The following is a 16,828-nucleotide window of genomic DNA, read 5'->3' as shown; positions in this document are numbered from 1 at the left end:
TCACCTAACCCGTAAAACGCTGTCCTTTGCCAAAACGGATGATAGTCATTTTGCGCGTACACTCAACTTTATTAACCATTATAATCAAACTAAATCAGCTTGACATTTACCACTACCAAAGCAAAAACGCCCCGACCATTTCTGACCGGGGCGTTTTTTGATTTTATCCTATTTCGACGCTTAGACCGTCGCCCGTTTTTTGCTGCGGGCAAACTGTTCGCGCGATTCGGTAATCGTTTCGAGTTCTTCTTTGGAACCGACAATCGCATTTTGGTAATGGCGAAGACCGGTACCCGCCGGAATCAGGTGACCCACAATAACGTTCTCTTTCAGACCGTCGAGCGTGTCGCGCTTGCCCCGAATCGAAGCCTCACTCAACACTTTCGTCGTTTCCTGGAACGAGGCCGCCGAGATGAAACTATCCGTTCCCAGCGACGACTGCGTGATACCCATCAGCGTTGGCTGCGAAACGGCAGCCATGGCATCGCGCACGGTCACGAGGGCCATGTCACGGCGTTTCAGGCTGGAATTTTCGTCGCGTAGCTGACGGCTCGTAACAATCATACCCGGCTTGAAGTTTGGCGAATCGCCAGGCTCCATAACCACTTTCGCGTCGAGCACTTTATCGTTTTCTTCACGGAACGACCACTTATCCACCACCTGACCTTCGAGGAAGTTGGTGTCGCCTGAGTCGATGATTTCAACTTTCTGCATCATCTGCCGCACGATGGCTTCGATGTGCTTATCGTTGATTTTCACCCCCTGTAGCCGGTAAACTTCCTGAATTTCATTCACTAAATACTCCTGAACGGCAGTTGGACCTTTGATAGCCAGAATGTCGCTCGGCGTAATGGCTCCATCGGACAGTGGCGCACCAGCCCGCACAAAGTCATTATCCTGCACGAGGATGAACTTCGACAGCGGTACAAGGTACTTCTTCTTGGTGCCGTCTTTCGACTCAATGAAGATTTCGCGGTTACCGCGCTTGATGGCACCATACGTAACAACGCCATCAATTTCGCTCACCACGGCCGGGTTCGATGGATTCCGGGCTTCAAACAATTCCGTTACGCGTGGCAGACCACCCGTAATGTCGCGGGTTTTACCCACGTTACGCGGAATCTTTGCCAACGGCTGACCAGCTTTAATTTTCTGCCCTTCTTTCACCACTAAACGCGAACCAACCGGCAGGTTGTAACTCTTCTGCAATGGACCACCTTCATTATCAGGTAAGTGCAGTGTCAGCGTTGTTGTGCCCTGTACAATAATAGCCGGGTTCTTCGCCTTGTCGCGGGTGTCGATGATGACCTTCTCCTGGAAGCCGGTCTGTTCGTCGAATTCTTCACGATACGTAATACCGTCTTCAATCGCATCGAAGTTCAGCGTACCCGTCAGTTCCGACAGAATTACGGCGTTATACGGATCCCAGGCGCAAATGTCGTCGCCTTTCTTCACCATGTCACCGTCTTTCACCCGAAGGAATGCACCATAAGGTACGTTGTTACTGATGAGCACTAAGTTGCGGTCACTCGGGTTCACAATCCGAACTTCGCCCGAGCGACCCATCACAATTGTTTGTGGGTTACCTTCAGCGTCTTCAGAATCAACCGTCCGCATTTCTTCAAGCTCAATCAGCCCATCGAATTTCGCTTTGATGGACGCGTCGACCGCGATGTTTGAGGCCGTACCACCTACGTGGAAAGTACGAAGGGTTAACTGCGTACCCGGCTCACCGATGGATTGCGAGGCAATGACGCCCACCGCTTCACCGATATCAACCATGCGTCCCGATGCCAGGTTGCGCCCGTAACACTTGGCGCACACGCCCTGACGCGACTCACACGTCAATACCGACCGGATTTCAACCGTCTCAATGCTTGTTTCGTCGATATGAGCAGCTACTTCTTCCGTAACCAACTCTCCCGAAGCCACAATTAACACGGGTTTACCATTGTCATCCTTCAGAAGCGGGTCGTAAATGTCATGGACCGTTGTCCGGCCCAGAATCCGCTCAGATAGTGGCTCAACGATGTCCTCGTTGTCTTTCAGAGCCGACACCTGCAAACCACGCAAGGTTCCGCAATCGTCTTCGCTGATGATAACATCCTGCGCTACATCGTGCAAACGACGGGTCAGGTAACCGGCATCGGCCGTTTTCAGGGCCGTATCGGCCAGACCTTTCCGGGCACCGTGTGTTGAGATGAAGTACTCCAATACGTCGAGACCTTCTTTGAAGTTCGACAGAATCGGGTTTTCGATAATCTCACCCACTGAGCCTTGCAGGTTTTTCTGCGGCTTGGCCATCAGACCCCGCATACCGCCCAACTGACGAATCTGCTCCCGCGAACCACGTGCCCCCGAGTGCATCATCATGTAAATCGAGTTGAAACCGCCCTGATCCGCTTCGAGTTGCTTCATCAGCGTCTCGGTTAGCCGGGAGTTCACACGCGTCCAGATGTCGATAACCTGGTTATAGCGTTCATTCTCCGTAATCAGACCCATCAGGTAGTTATCCCAAACGGCCTGGACTTCGGCTTTCGCTTCGTCAACCAAACCCTGTTTGGCTTCAGGAATCATCACATCACTCAACCCGATGGACAGGCCACCTTTGAACGCCATCTGGAAACCAAGTTCTTTGATGTCATCGAGGAACTGAGCCGTCCGCGCACCACCCGAAATCTTGAAGATAAGCGCAATGATTTGTTGCAGCTTCTTCTTCGTCAGCAGTTCGTTAATATAGCCAACTTCCTCCGGCACAAACTGGTTGAACAATAACCGACCCGCAACTGTGTCAATAATTTTATACACCAGTTCGCCATTCTCATCGCGGACTTTCACCCGGCATTTGATATTGGCGTGCTTGGAAACTTTGCCTTCGTTGATACCGATAACAACCTCTTCGGTACCGTAGAAGATCATGCCCTCACCCACAATTGGGTATTCAGGAATGCTCTTGCGACCTTTGGTCACATAGTACAGACCCAACACCATGTCCTGGGACGGTACCGTAATCGGCGCACCGTTGGCCGGATTCAGAATGTTGTGCGATGCCAGCATCAGCAATGACGCTTCCAATACAGCTTCCTGGCCCAGCGGCACGTGAACAGCCATCTGGTCACCGTCAAAGTCAGCGTTGAAGGCGGTACAAACGAGTGGGTGCAACTGAATCGCTTTCCCCTCAATAAGTTTCGGCTGGAATGCCTGAATACCTAAGCGGTGCAGTGTTGGTGCCCGGTTCAGCAGAACAGGGTGGCCTTTCAGTACGTTCTCCAGAATGTCCCAGATAACGGGGTCTTTCCGGTCAACGATTTTCTTGGCTGACTTCACCGTTTTCACGATGCCCCGCTCAATAAGCTTACGAATTACAAACGGCTTGAATAACTCAGCCGCCATGTCTTTCGGCAGACCACACTCGTGCAGTTTCAGTTCTGGCCCAACCACGATAACCGAACGACCCGAATAGTCGACACGCTTACCAAGCAGGTTTTGCCGGAAACGTCCCTGTTTGCCTTTCAGCATGTCGGACAGCGACTTCAGTGCCCGGTTTCCTTCCGAACGAACGGCGTTTACCTTCCGCGAGTTGTCGAACAGCGAGTCAACGGCTTCCTGCAACATCCGTTTTTCGTTCCGGAGAATAACTTCGGGAGCCTTGATTTCGATAAGCCGCTTCAGACGGTTGTTCCGAATGATAACCCGGCGATACAGGTCATTCAAATCAGACGTAGCAAACCGGCCACCATCCAGCGGGACGAGCGGGCGCAGTTCGGGCGGAATCACCGGCACCATCTTAATCACCATCCACTCGGGGCGGTTTTCGATGCGGCCATTCGCTTCCCGAAACGCTTCGACAACTTTCAGCCGTTTCAGCGCTTCAGCTTTCCGTTGCTGCGACGTGTCGGTGGCGGCAGCGTGGCGAAGCGAGTAGGAAAGTTCATCCAACTCCACCCGCGACAACAGCATTTCCAACGCTTCGGCCCCCATCTTGGCGATGAATTTGTTTGGGTCTTTATCGTCGAGGTGCTGGTTGGCGCCCGGCAATTTGTCGATGATGTCCAAATATTCGTCTTCCGTCAGGAAATCGAGTTGGTTGATGCCGTCCTCCGCTTTTACGCCGGGCTGAACAACAATATACCGTTCGTAATAAATAATCTGGTCGAGCTTCTTGGTCGACAGGCCCAGCAGATACCCGATTTTGTTCGGCAGGCTGCGGAAGTACCAGATATGTGCAACAGGTACCACCAGTTCGATGTGTCCCATGCGCTCCCGGCGAACCTTTTTCTCGGTTACTTCAACTCCGCAACGGTCGCAGATAATGCCTTTGTAGCGAATCCTTTTGTATTTGCCGCAATGACATTCCCAGTCTTTCACAGGCCCGAAAATGCGCTCGCAGAACAAGCCGCCCATTTCGGGTTTGTAAGTCCGGTAATTGATGGTCTCCGGCTGTGTCACTTCGCCGTAGGAACTCTCCAAAATAGACTCCGGCGATGCCAGGCTGATGGTCACGCTCTGGAAGTCGCTATTGAGTTTCTTGTTCTTTTTGAACGACATTGGTTGGAGATTAATAGTTAAAAACGGTTTCAGGTTCAAGGTTTCAAGTTCCAAATTAGTAGCACCAACCGGGAACCTGACACCTGAAACCTGGAACTTAAACCTACTCTAATGTAATTTCAAGGGCTAACCCGCGTAATTCGTGAACCAGTACGTTGAACGACTCGGGAATATTCGGCTTCGGCAGGTTTTCACCTTTCACAATGGCCTCGTATGCCTTCGCACGACCAACGACGTCATCGGATTTCACGGTCAGAATTTCCTGCAGGATGTTCGAGGCTCCGAAAGCTTCCAGCGCCCACACTTCCATCTCACCGAACCGCTGACCACCGAACTGCGCCTTACCACCCAATGGCTGCTGCGTAATGAGCGAGTACGGGCCAATCGAACGGGCGTGCATCTTGTCGTCCACCAAGTGGCCAAGTTTGAGCATGTAGATGATACCGACCGTTACCGGCTGGTCGAATCGCTCGCCCGTCAGACCATTATAAAGGTACGTCCGGCCAAACGAGGGTAGACCCGCTTCGTTCAACTCGTCGGCTACCTGCTGTTCCGTCGCTCCGTCGAAAATCGGTGTGGCGTATTTGCGGTCGAGTTTCTGACCGGCCCAGGCCAGTACGGTTTCGTAAATCTGGCCGAGGTTCATCCGGCTTGGTACGCCGAGCGGGTTCAGAACGATGTCTACTTTTGTACCGTCTTCGAGGAATGGCAGGTCTTCATCGCGCACAATCCGGGCAACCACCCCTTTGTTACCGTGGCGACCAGCCATTTTGTCGCCTACTTTCAGCTTACGCTTCTTGGCGATATAGACTTTAGCTAATTTCACGATACCCGCTGGTAGTTCGTCGCCTACTTCGAGCGTAAACCGTTCGCGCTTGAACCGACCCGTAATTTCACTCCGACGATTGTTGTAGTTTTTGACTAAAGCAACAACCATCTCGTTTGTCTTCTCGTCGTCTGTCCAGTCGTTCAGGTTCATGTCCGACAGAAGGTTAGCTTCTTCCGGCACGGCATAGCTGCTTTCGTCGCGATACGCGTTTTTGTCGGGGAAGAGGTTATCCGTAACGTTCTTACGATTGAACTTCACCCCTTTACTTACAATTTCGTCGCCGAATTTGTGCTTAACGCCTGCACTGGTTTTGCCATCGAGCAAGGATACTAATTTTTCAATCATACGCGTGCGGAAGTCATTCAACTCACGACCGTACTTTTTCATCAGCACCTTCACTTCGTCTTTGTGCTTACCCCGGTCTTCTTTGGCCGGACGTGCAAACAACTTGGTGTCGATAACCACGCCTTTGAGCGATGGCGGTGCTTTTTTGGATGCATCCTTCACGTCACCGGCTTTATCGCCGAAGATGGCCCGGAGCAGTTTTTCTTCCGGCGTTGGGTCACTTTCACCCTTGGGTGTAATCTTACCAATCAGAATATCACCTTCTTTCACTTCCGTACCTACGCGAACGATACCGTTCTCATCGAGGTTACGAACGGTTTCTTCGCTCACGTTCGGAATTTCGGAGGTTAATTCCTCTTCGCCCCGCTTCGTGTCGCGTACTTCCAGTTCAAACTCTTCGATGTGAATCGAAGTAAAAATGTCTTCCCGCACAACACGCTCCGAAATCACGATGGCATCCTCGAAGTTGTACCCCTGCCACGGCATGAAAGCAACTTTCATGTTCCGGCCCAGTGCCAACTCGCCCGCCTGTGTCGCGTATCCTTCGCAAAGCACATCGCCTTTTTTCACCTTCTGGCCTTTCAGCACCGTCGGCTTAATGTTGATGCAGGTATCCTGGTTGGTCCGGCGGAACTTGATAAGGTTATACGTTTTCCGATCTTCATCGAAGGTGATAGCCAATTGGTCGTCGTCAAGATTGTACTTAACCACAATTTTGCTGGCGTCGACCAACTCAACCACACCATCTGCTTCGGCGATAACTAAAGTCCGGGAGTCAACGGCGACGCGGCCTTCCAGACCCGTGCCTACAATCGGGGCTTCGGGACGGAGCAGTGGAACCGCCTGACGCTGCATGTTCGAACCCATCAGGGCGCGGTTAGCATCGTCGTGCTCAAGGAACGGAATCATAGAAGCCGCCACCGATACAATCTGATTCGGAGCAATGTCCATGAAGGTCACGTTCGCCGGTTCGGCCATCGGGAAGTCGCCTTCAAAGCGGGCTTTCAGGCGATCAACCTGGAAATTCCCCTTCTTGTCGATGCCCGCGTTGGCCTGGGCAATGTAATGCGTATCTTCTTCTTCGGCCGTCAGATACATCACTGGCTTATCCATCGACACTTTCCCGTTCTCGATAATCCGGTATGGCGTTTCAATAAAGCCCATGCTGTTAATTTTGGCATAGACACATAGCGAGGAAATCAGACCAATGTTCGGGCCTTCCGGGGTTTCGATGGTACACAAACGGCCGTAGTGCGTGTAGTGTACATCACGAACCTCAAAGCCCGCCCGTTCGCGCGAAAGACCACCCGGTCCCAGCGCCGACATCCGACGCTTGTGCGTCACCTCGGCCAGCGGGTTGGTTTGGTCCATAAACTGCGACAACTGGTTGGTACCGAAGAACGAGTTAATCACCGACGACAGGGTCCGGGCGTTAATCAGGTCAACGGGTTTAAAGTCCTCGTTATCCCGAACGTTCATCCGCTCTTTAATCGTCCGCGCCATCCGAGCCAGACCAACGCCGAACTGAGCGTATAACTGCTCTCCCACCGTGCGAACACGACGGTTGCTCAAATGGTCAATATCATCGACAACGGCCTTTGAGTTAATCAATCCAATCAGGTATTTCACGATGCAGACAATGTCTTCCGTGGTTAGTACCTTCATTTCTGATGATATATCGAGCTGAAGTTTTTTGTTGATCCGATAACGGCCTACGTCGCCGAGGTCATAGCGTTTATCCGAGAAAAACAGGCTCTGAATAATTTCACGGGCTGTTTGTTCGTCGGGTGCGTCGGCGTTCCGAAGCTGCCGGTAGATTTGCTCCACAGCCTCTTTTTCCGAGTTAGAACTATCTTTTTGCAGCGTATTATAAATGATGTTGTAATCGGCCATGTTCATGTCTTCCTTATGCAGGATGACCGACTTCTGACCCGAATCCGTAATCACATCAATATCATCCGCCGAAATGGCCGAGTCGCGCTCTAAGAGCACCTCGTTCCGGCTGATGGACACAACTTCGCCTGTATCCTCATCCACGAAATCTTCCGTCCATGTGCGAAGTACCCGAGCCGCTAACCGACGGCCAATGGCTTTTTTCAGGTTGGCGGGCGTGGCCGGTACCTCTTCCGACAGACCGAACAGGTCCAGAATGTCTTTATCCGAACCGAAGCCAATGGCACGCAGCAACGTCGTTACCGGAAATTTCTTTTTCCGGTCGATGTACGCATACATAACATTGTTAACGTCGGTTGAGAATTCAATCCAGGAACCTTTGAATGGAATAATCCGGGCCGAATAAAGTTTGGTGCCGTTGGTGTGTTTGCTCATGGAGAAGAACACGCCCGGCGAACGGTGCAATTGTGAAACAATCACTCGCTCGGCTCCGTTAATGACGAACGAGCCTTTCTCGGTCATGTACGGAATATTACCCAGGAACACTTCCTGCTCAATCGTCTCAAAGTCCTCGTTGTCGGGGTCATTGTTAGACAGGCGCAGTTTGGCTTTCAGAGGCACCGAATACGTCAGGCCCCGGTCGATAGACTCATCAACGGAGTACTTCGGTGGGTCAACTGAGTAGTCGATGAACTCCAGCTTGAAATTCTCACGGGAGTCGGAAATGGGGAAGTTTTCCTGAAAAACTTTGAACAGACCTTCTTCCGACCGTTGGTTGGAAGGTGTGTCAAGCTGGAAAAAATCTTTGAAGGATTTAACTTGAATATCCAGAAAGTCTGGGTATCCAATCACAGGCTGAATCGTCGCAAAATTTTTGCGTGTACTGATTTTCGCGTTTGTCGCCAAGATTGTGCTTCGTTTAGTGCGTAACCGATTCTCAATGAGTGCGTTGCGAAGATTTGCCACGGCACTCGAACTAAAGCGGTATTTAGACCCCAGGTGTCACCCAACCCAAGGGGCGTAAATAGAGAACATAGAGCAATAAAAATAAGTTTGTCTTTTGCAAGTACTTTAGACAAAAATAGCTCTAAAACAGGAAAAGACCAGACGTTGGTCTGGCCTCCCCTGCCTGGAGCGATATGCAAAAAGTGGTTGCTTACTTAACTTCTACTTCAGCACCAGCTTCTTCAAGTTGCTTGCGGAGCGCTTCGGCTTCGTCTTTAGAGACGCCTTCTTTTACGGGTCTTGGCGAGTTATCAACCAATTCCTTGGCTTCTTTCAGGCCCAGACCGGTCAGGTCTTTCACCAATTTCACGACAGCCAGTTTAGCAGCACCAGCCGACTTTAGAACAACGTCGAACGAAGTCTTTTCAGCGGCAGCCGGAGCAGCCTCATCGGCACCTGCACCACCCCCAGCTACCATTACGGGAGCCGCAGCAGCAGGCTCAATACCATACTCATCCTTCAGGATAGTAGCCAATTCATTGACTTCCTTAACTGTCAGGCTTACAAGCTGCTCCGCGAACGCTTTCAAATCTGCCATTGTAGTATTTTCTTAATTTGATTGTGATACAATTGTTAGACTGTCTCAGGCACCCGCCCTTGACTAAAAATTTCGGATGTATGATTTTATGAACGGTCCGCCGTCGCGGTTCGGATAAGAATAAAGCCCAAATCCGACATCCCAATCATTCATCTCTTAGGCTTCCTCGCGCTCCGACAGCGTTTTGAGGATACCAGCCAATTTGTTTCCACCACTCTGCAACGCCGAGATGACGTTTTTAGCAGGCGATTGCAACAGACCGATGATTTCGCCAATCAACTCTTCCTTGCTCTTCAGGGCGATGAGCGTGTCGAGTTGGTCAGCGCCAATAAACAGACTGTAATCAATAGACGCTGCTTTGAGTTGTAGCTTGTCGCTCGTTTTACGGAACTCCTTTATTAGCTTAGCGGCTGCTTTGCCATTTTCGGGGTGAAACATCACTGCCGACTGCCCATGCAGCACCGCATCGTTGAACGGCGTATAATCCGTATCGAGGGTTTCGAGTGCTTTTTTGATGAAGGTATTTTTCACCACTTTGTACTCGATGCCCCGCTCATAACACATCCGACGGAGGTTGTTGGTTTCAGCAACCGTCATGCCATTGGCTTCCGTGATGTAGAAGAAGGGAATCGACTGGAACTTTCCAGTTAATTCCTCAATAATTGCTCCTTTGTCCTCGCGCTTCATGGCTTAAATTCCGGCTACTGTGCCTTTATCAATCGTTACTCCCGGACTCATCGTGCTCGACAGGTTGATCGTTTTCACGTAGGTGCCTTTAGCCGATGAAGGCTTCAGACGCATGAGTGTAGCGATGATTTCCTGCGCGTTTTCAGCCAGCTTTTCCGGCGTAAACGATACTTTACCAATACTGGTGTGAATAATACCGGTTTTGTCAACTTTAAAGTCGATTTTGCCAGCTTTCACCTCGCGAACTGCTTTGGCTACGTCGGGTGTTACTGTACCCGATTTCGGATTTGGCATCAAACCGCGTGGCCCCAGCACTTTACCCAGACGACCGACTTTGGCCATGACGTTCGGCATCGTGATAATCACGTCGATGTCCGTCCAGCCTTGTTCGATTTTCTGGATGTATTCGTCCAGGCCCACAAAATCAGCACCCGCTTCTTTCGCTTCGTTCTCCTTGTCCGGGGTGCAAAGCACCAGTACGCGAACCGTTTTACCCGTACCATGCGGCAACGTAGCAACGCCACGTACCATCTGGTCGGCTTTACGCGGGTCAACGCCTAACCGGACGTCAATATCCACGGAAGCGTCGAATTTGGTGTACGAAATGTCCTTCAGAATCTCAGCCGCCTGTTGGAGCGAGTATTCTTTGGCAGCGTCGTACTTCGACTGGGCTTCCTTTTGTTTTTTCGTTAACTTAGCCATTTCTGTGTTTGCTTCGGCAAGTCTGTTTAGTTCTCGAAGGGCGCAGTGCCCGTCACCGTAATTCCCATGCTGCGGGCCGTTCCGGCCACCTGCTTCATAGCCGACTCAACCGTAAACGCGTTCAAATCGGGCATCTTCGTTTCTGCGATTGTCCGAACCTGATCCCACGTTACTGAGCCAACTTTTTTGCGGTTTGGTTCAGCAGAGCCACCTTTCAGCTTAGCTGCTTCCATCAGCAGAATCGGTGCGGGTGGCGTTTTGATGACGAAATCAAAGGACTTATCCTTGTAATACGTAATCAAAACCGGCAGTACCGTACCCATTTTATCCTGCGTTCGGCCATTGAACTGTTTGCAGAATTCCATGATATTTAAACCCTTGGAACCTAATGCCGGACCAATCGGAGGTGAGGGGTTGGCTTGTCCGCCTTTAACTTGCAGCTTAACGTAGCCACCTACTTCTTTTGCCATTGTGGTAATTGAGTTACGATTTACCAGTACGTCCTACGGCGGTCAGTCACATAACCCATCCGTATTTCTTGATGATAAACCAACTTGTTTTGGTCGTTTATTCTCTGAGGGAAGCATAGAACGTCCGACCACGGAAACTGACGTTACAATCAGTTTTCCTTTTCTACTTGCGCGTAACTGAGTTCTACCGGTGTATTCCGGCCAAATATTTTGACAACGACGTTCAGTTTTTTCCGGTCGTCGAATACTTCTTCTACGGTACCGATAAAACCGCCAAACGGTCCATCGACAACTTTAATATTTTCACCCTTGATATAACTGGAGGTTGGTGCGGCAACTTCCTGCGTTTCTTCGGCCACTTTACCCAGAATTCGATTTACCTCGGCCTGACGGAGCGGAACCGGAACTTTAGAGGTTGTTCCAACCTGTGAGTTCCCTAAGAACCCCAACACACCGGGCATATTCAGAATCATGTCGAGGGCGCGGTTATTACCCAAATCAGCCGAAATGAGGATGTAGCCAGGGAAAAATGACTTTTCCCGAACGCGCTTCTTTCCGTTACGCATTTCGTACACCTTCTCCGCCGGGATTAGCACCTGCGGAATTATTTCGTCCAACTTCTGCCGGATAATTTCATTGTCGAGGTAGGATTTGATCTTCTTCTCCTGACCCGACACGGCCCGAATGACGTACCACTGTATGCCGCTCATGTAATGATTTACGATTTACGAAGTACGATTTACGATTTTAGCTGACGCACGAACAGGAATTGTGCTTCATATATCGTAAATGTACTTCAGTTAGAAGGACTGATAAAATGCGTTCAGTCCGTTCTCAAGGATTAAATCCATTAACCCGACCAAGAGCGCGAAAATCAGCGAGGCTATCAGCACCAGCATTGAACTGGATTGGAGGTCGCTGAATTTAGGCCAGGTCACGTTATGCTGAACTTCCTCCCAGGAGGCTTTCAGAAACGATATAAACTTGTCCATCTGTAATAAGGATTGGCACGGGTGGAGAGATTCGAACTCCCATCAACGGTTTTGGAGACCGCTATTCTACCCTTGAACTACACCCGTGTATATTGGTCGATAGTTGTCAGTCTTTAGTCGATAGTTTTTGTCAATAATTGATAAATTAGTATCAACCAAAGGCTAACGACTATAAACTCTTTCTGAAACGGACTGCAAAAGTACGAAATAATATCAAAAAACAAGTGCATTCCCGTTAAGAAATGCACTTGTTTTGAGTTACTTACTGCTTAGTCGAGAATTTCCGTTACCTGACCGGCGCCTACGGTACGACCTCCTTCGCGAATAGCGAACCGGAGACCTTTTTCCATAGCAATTTTATTGATCAGGCTCACCTCAATCGTGATGTTATCACCCGGCATTACCATTTCAACGTTAGCTGGTAACATGATTTCGCCCGTTACATCGGTGGTGCGGAAGTAAAACTGCGGACGGTACTTGTTAAAGAACGGGGTATGACGACCACCTTCTTCTTTCGACAAGACATAAACCTCTGCTTTGAACTTCAGGTGCGGAGTTACCGAACCTGGCTTGCAGATTACCATACCCCGACGAATATCGGCTTTTTCGATACCACGAAGCAGCAAACCTACGTTGTCACCGGCTTCGCCACGGTCCAGAATTTTCCGGAACATTTCAACACCCGTTACAACTGACTTCAGGTTTTCAGCACCCATACCGAGGATTTCAACCTGTTCGCCCGAGTTAATGATACCGCGTTCGATACGGCCCGTTGCTACTGTACCACGACCCGTGATCGAAAATACGTCCTCAACTGGCATCAGGAATGGAAGTTCCGTCTGACGAGGAGGTAGCGGAATAAAGCTATCGACCGAATCCATCAGTTCTTCAATGGTTTTTACCCATTTGGCATCGCCGTTCAGACCACCCAGGGCCGAACCCTGAATAACCGGGATGTTATCGCCATCGAATTGATAGAAACTTAGTAACTCACGGATTTCCATCTCAACGAGTTCGAGCAACTCCGGATCGTCGACCATATCGACTTTGTTCATGAACACAACAAGCTGAGGCACACCTACCTGACGGGCGAGCAGGATGTGCTCACGCGTTTGTGGCATTGGGCCATCTGTTGCTGCTACCACGAGGATAGCGCCGTCCATTTGAGCAGCACCGGTTACCATGTTTTTCACATAGTCGGCGTGACCAGGGCAGTCAACGTGCGCGTAGTGACGGGCAGCCGTTGAATACTCAACGTGCGATGTATTGATAGTGATGCCACGCTCTTTTTCTTCCGGAGCGTTGTCAATCGAGGAGAAATCCCGAATTGCGGCCAGACCCTTTCCGGCCAGCACTTTCGTAATGGCAGCCGTCAGCGTCGTTTTACCGTGGTCAACGTGACCAATCGTACCGATGTTAACGTGCGGTTTCGAGCGGTCAAAATTCTCTTTTGCCATGTTTTTAAAACGCTATTGTGAACTGTTGATTGTTATTGGATGATTTCGCTGAAACTCACTTAAACCCAGCGAAATCATTCCGTTTAAAGTCTGACGCCATTTGGGCTTAAACCTAAAAAAAGACTTCTCAACGAAGTCTTGAGCCGTTACGGGGACTTGAACCCCGGACCTCTTCCTTACCAAGGAAGTGCTCTACCGCTGAGCTATAACGGCTTATTTAATTAATGGATAACGGGCAATGTAAAATGGGGGCGCCGAAGGGGCATAATACATTTTTCATTGTACATTTTTCATTAATTGAGCGGAAGACGGGTCTCGAACCCGCAACCTATAGCTTGGAAGGCTATCGCTCTACCAATTGAGCTACTTCCGCAAAAAGAGTCATTTGTCGATAGGAGCCAGTCATTAGCATAAACTATTGTTGACTATTGACTGATGACTATTCTGTGGGGAGTGGAGGATTCGAACCTCCGAAGGCGTACGCCAGCAGATTTACAGTCTGATCCATTTGGCCACTCTGGAAACTCCCCAAAAACACTATCAACGAACGTTTCCAATCCCGGTTTCGGTTTTGGAGTTGCAAAATTACATGTTTTTGCGGTGTTGTCAACAGATGCTTTAAAAATAATTTTGCCCGGAAGGCCTACTGGAGCAATTGGGTTAGTTGCTTTCCGCCGGGGTAAAGCATTTCTATGATACGCCACCGGCCAGCTACCTGCTGCATATCAATTTTGACTTCTTCGGCTTTACCGCTGTTCTCAAACGTCACGTAAACGATTGCCCGTGAGCCACCTATGGAGGCTGGCTCAACCCACGTTTTTTTGATAACCGCATCAGGCGCGTTGAAAAGGAGGTTTATTTTTGTCCGGTTCACGTTGCCCGATGGTTTTTGGGCATCCCTCCAAATAAGGTCGGCGGTGGGTTTGGCAAAAAACTGGTCTACCAACATGCGGTCTTTTGTCTCCCGAAACGGGTTTTCTTTCTTATTATGCTCAAAATAAAGCGCTCTCACCAAGCGGTCTGCGGCCGACCGGGGTGCTCCGGCAGCCGGCCGTTTCGCCAGCATTGCTGCACTATCTTCGGTTGCAACGGCTGTTTTTGTGTCGGTTTCCTGGTTGGATTTGGTTTGGCAGGATAAGCCGATACATATTAAGGCAATAAATAGTCGTGAGGTAAGCATAGGAAAACGGTTTGTAGTTTTAGCCAGGCCGCCGGAGCGGCTAAAACAAATTTATCACCAAACCTTAATTCTGTCCTCGGGCTTTTTGTACATTTTATCGCCGGGCTGAACGTTGAACGCCTGATACCACGCGTTGATGTTCGACAGGGGACCATTGCACCGGTAAAGACCCGGTGCGTGCGGGTCGGTCATAATCAACTGGGCCTGCGTTTCGGGCAAAACATTAATTCGCCAGACCTGTGCCCACGATAAGAAGAATCGCTGGTCGGGCGTGAATCCGTCAATCATATTTTTCTTGCCGTTCGCTTTGCCAAGCGTGGCCCGGCCTTGTGTCGTTTTTTTGAACGCATCGTAAGCAATGGCTAACCCGCCAAGGTCGGCTAAGTTTTCGCCGAGCGTCAACTGCCCGTTTACTTTAATCGAGTCCAGCACCTTGAAGCCAAAAAACTGTTCTTTTACCTGATCGGCGCGTTTTTTGAAGTTCTCGGCGTCTGCTTTGGTCCACCAGTCGCGCAGGGTTCCATCGGCATCGAACTGCCGGCCAGAGTCATCGAATCCATGCGTCATCTCGTGCCCAATTACCGCTCCGATTCCGCCATAATTAATGGCATCATCGGCCTCAAAGTCGTAGAACGGAAATTGGAGAATAGCCGCCGGAAAAGCGATTTCATTATTAACCGAATTGTAATAGGCATTGACGGTTGGCGGTGTCATGCCCCACTCCGTCCGGTCGACAGGTTTTCCCAGGCGATTGATCATGTAATTATACGACCACTTGCTGGCCGACTTCACGTTTCCATAGAAATCATCACGGGCAATGGCCACCCCGTCATAATTCTTCCACTTATCGGGGTACCCAATTTTACGCTTGAACGCCAGCAGTTTAATAAGGGCTTTCTTTTTAGTATCCTCGCTCATCCAGTCGAGGTTTTTGATGTGTTCTTTATACGACGCTTCGAGGTTATCGACCAGCGAGAGCATTCGCTGCCTGGCTTCTGGCTTGAAGTACTTCTGTACATAAAGTTGTCCCAGCAAATCGCCCAGCGAACCATCAATCAGCCCACTAACCCGCTGCCAGCGGGGCGTTTCTTCTTTCTGACCGGTCAGTACTTTTGAGAATGCAAAATTCTGTTTCACAAAAGCATCGCTCAAATACGGAGCCGAGCCTTTAAGAATATTCCAGCGCATATACGTCCGCCAGTCTTCGATGGGGGTAGCCGTCACCAGGCTATCGAGCGCACGAAAAAACACCGGGCTTTGCACCAGCACCGTGTCCTGCCCTTTCACGCCGTATTTAGTTAACTGGTCAGCCCAGTTGATACCCGGCGTTTGCTTGTTAAAATCCGTGACCGTGAATTTATTGTAAGTTTTGTACGGGTCGCGTAGGTCGACGCGGGGCATCTGAGCCTTCGCCAGCGCCGTCTCAACGCGCATAATCACGTCGGCATCCTGCGACGCCTGCGTCGGTTCTTCACCAATCAGCGTAAATAGTTTGGTCAGATTATCGCGGTAGGCATCGCGAATTTTCTGACTGCGGGCATCGTTTTTCAGGTAATAATCCCGGTCGGGGAGTGTGGTGCCTCCCTGACTGAACTGCGGCAGGTATTTCGAGACGTTTTTGCGGTCCTGTCCTACGAAAAACCCAAACAACATGCTGTTACTCTGTGTCCGCTGATAGGCCAGTTCATCCAGGAAAGCGGCTTTGTTATTGACTTTGTCGATGCGGGCGAGGTCAGGTTTAATGGGGTCGAAACCGCGTTTTTCAATGCTTATACTATCCATGCCACTCATGTAATAATCGCCTACCATCTGATACAGACGACCTTTGGTGGTGGTTTTGGCCGCTTCTTCAAGCAACGACTTCATAGCCTCTGAACTCTTCTCGCGCAATTCATTGAAACTGCCCCATGACGTTTTGGAAGCCGGAATCGCATTCTGTTTCAACCAGTTACCATTCGCATACTGGTAGAAATTGTCGCCCGGTTTCACGGACAAATCCATGTTTTGCGGGTCGATAAATTTGCGGGGGCCAGCCGCCATAAAACCAATAGCTACGGCTATCGTTAACAGAAAAGCCACTCGTTTAGTCATGTTGTTAAGCATTGGGGTTGATGAAAGAAAACAAAAATACGTAAATAAAACAATTTACATGTAACGCGGACGGTCCGCCGTTGCGCGGGAC

The 16,828-nt window shown here is 50.1% G+C and carries 11 protein-coding genes and 4 tRNA genes; all 15 read right to left on the bottom strand.

Going from position 1 to position 16,828, the window contains the following annotated elements; genetic code table 11:
* Positions 1-180 precede the first annotated feature (180 nt).
* Positions 181-4,548: a DNA-directed RNA polymerase subunit beta' gene (gene rpoC / locus ACYVI1_RS28530; protein WP_460914768.1), complete on the bottom strand. Its 4,368-nt coding sequence runs from the start codon at positions 4,546-4,548 to the stop codon at positions 181-183.
* A 103-nt stretch (positions 4,549-4,651) separates the two neighbouring features.
* Positions 4,652-8,521, bottom strand: a complete 3,870-nt coding sequence (gene rpoB, locus ACYVI1_RS28525; RefSeq protein WP_460914767.1) for a DNA-directed RNA polymerase subunit beta — start codon at positions 8,519-8,521, stop codon at positions 4,652-4,654.
* A 250-nt stretch (positions 8,522-8,771) separates the two neighbouring features.
* Positions 8,772-9,158, bottom strand: a complete 387-nt coding sequence (gene rplL / locus ACYVI1_RS28520; protein ID WP_460914766.1) for a 50S ribosomal protein L7/L12 — start codon at positions 9,156-9,158, stop codon at positions 8,772-8,774.
* A gap of 156 nt (positions 9,159-9,314) precedes the next feature.
* Complete coding sequence (gene rplJ, locus ACYVI1_RS28515) at positions 9,315-9,845, bottom strand: 50S ribosomal protein L10 (RefSeq protein ID WP_460914765.1); 531 nt, start codon at positions 9,843-9,845, stop codon at positions 9,315-9,317.
* 3 nt (positions 9,846-9,848) lie between these two features.
* Positions 9,849-10,547, bottom strand: a complete 699-nt coding sequence (gene rplA / locus ACYVI1_RS28510) for a 50S ribosomal protein L1 (protein WP_460914764.1) — start codon at positions 10,545-10,547, stop codon at positions 9,849-9,851.
* 26 nt (positions 10,548-10,573) lie between these two features.
* Entirely contained in the window at positions 10,574-11,017 is a 444-nt protein-coding gene (rplK, locus tag ACYVI1_RS28505; RefSeq protein ID WP_460914763.1) for a 50S ribosomal protein L11, read from the bottom strand.
* Between the two features lie 149 nt (positions 11,018-11,166).
* Entirely contained in the window at positions 11,167-11,727 is a 561-nt protein-coding gene (nusG, locus tag ACYVI1_RS28500) for a transcription termination/antitermination protein NusG (protein WP_460914762.1), read from the bottom strand.
* Positions 11,728-11,817: 90 nt separating this feature from the next.
* Entirely contained in the window at positions 11,818-12,009 is a 192-nt protein-coding gene (secE, locus tag ACYVI1_RS28495) for a preprotein translocase subunit SecE (protein WP_460914761.1), read from the bottom strand.
* A 13-nt stretch (positions 12,010-12,022) separates the two neighbouring features.
* A tRNA-Trp gene (locus ACYVI1_RS28490) sits at positions 12,023-12,096 on the bottom strand.
* A gap of 182 nt (positions 12,097-12,278) precedes the next feature.
* On the bottom strand, positions 12,279-13,466 hold the full coding sequence (gene tuf / locus ACYVI1_RS28485; RefSeq protein ID WP_460914759.1) for an elongation factor Tu: 1,188 nt from the start codon (positions 13,464-13,466) through the stop codon (positions 12,279-12,281).
* Positions 13,467-13,607: 141 nt separating this feature from the next.
* Positions 13,608-13,679, bottom strand: a tRNA-Thr gene (locus ACYVI1_RS28480).
* An 87-nt stretch (positions 13,680-13,766) separates the two neighbouring features.
* Positions 13,767-13,839: transfer RNA gene (locus ACYVI1_RS28475), tRNA-Gly, on the bottom strand.
* 74 nt (positions 13,840-13,913) lie between these two features.
* A tRNA-Tyr gene (locus ACYVI1_RS28470) sits at positions 13,914-13,996 on the bottom strand.
* Between the two features lie 113 nt (positions 13,997-14,109).
* The gene (locus ACYVI1_RS28465; RefSeq protein ID WP_460914758.1) at positions 14,110-14,646 is read right to left on the bottom strand and encodes a hypothetical protein; all 537 of its coding nucleotides are present in this window, start codon (positions 14,644-14,646) and stop codon (positions 14,110-14,112) included.
* Positions 14,647-14,700: 54 nt separating this feature from the next.
* Positions 14,701-16,737, bottom strand: a complete 2,037-nt coding sequence (locus ACYVI1_RS28460; RefSeq protein WP_460914757.1) for a M13 family metallopeptidase — start codon at positions 16,735-16,737, stop codon at positions 14,701-14,703.
* Positions 16,738-16,828: the final 91 nt, after the last annotated feature.

This window comes from Spirosoma areae (assembly GCF_054781775.1).
The sequence above is the reverse complement of the archived record's forward strand: the minus strand, read 5'-3'. Positions and strand labels throughout refer to the sequence as shown.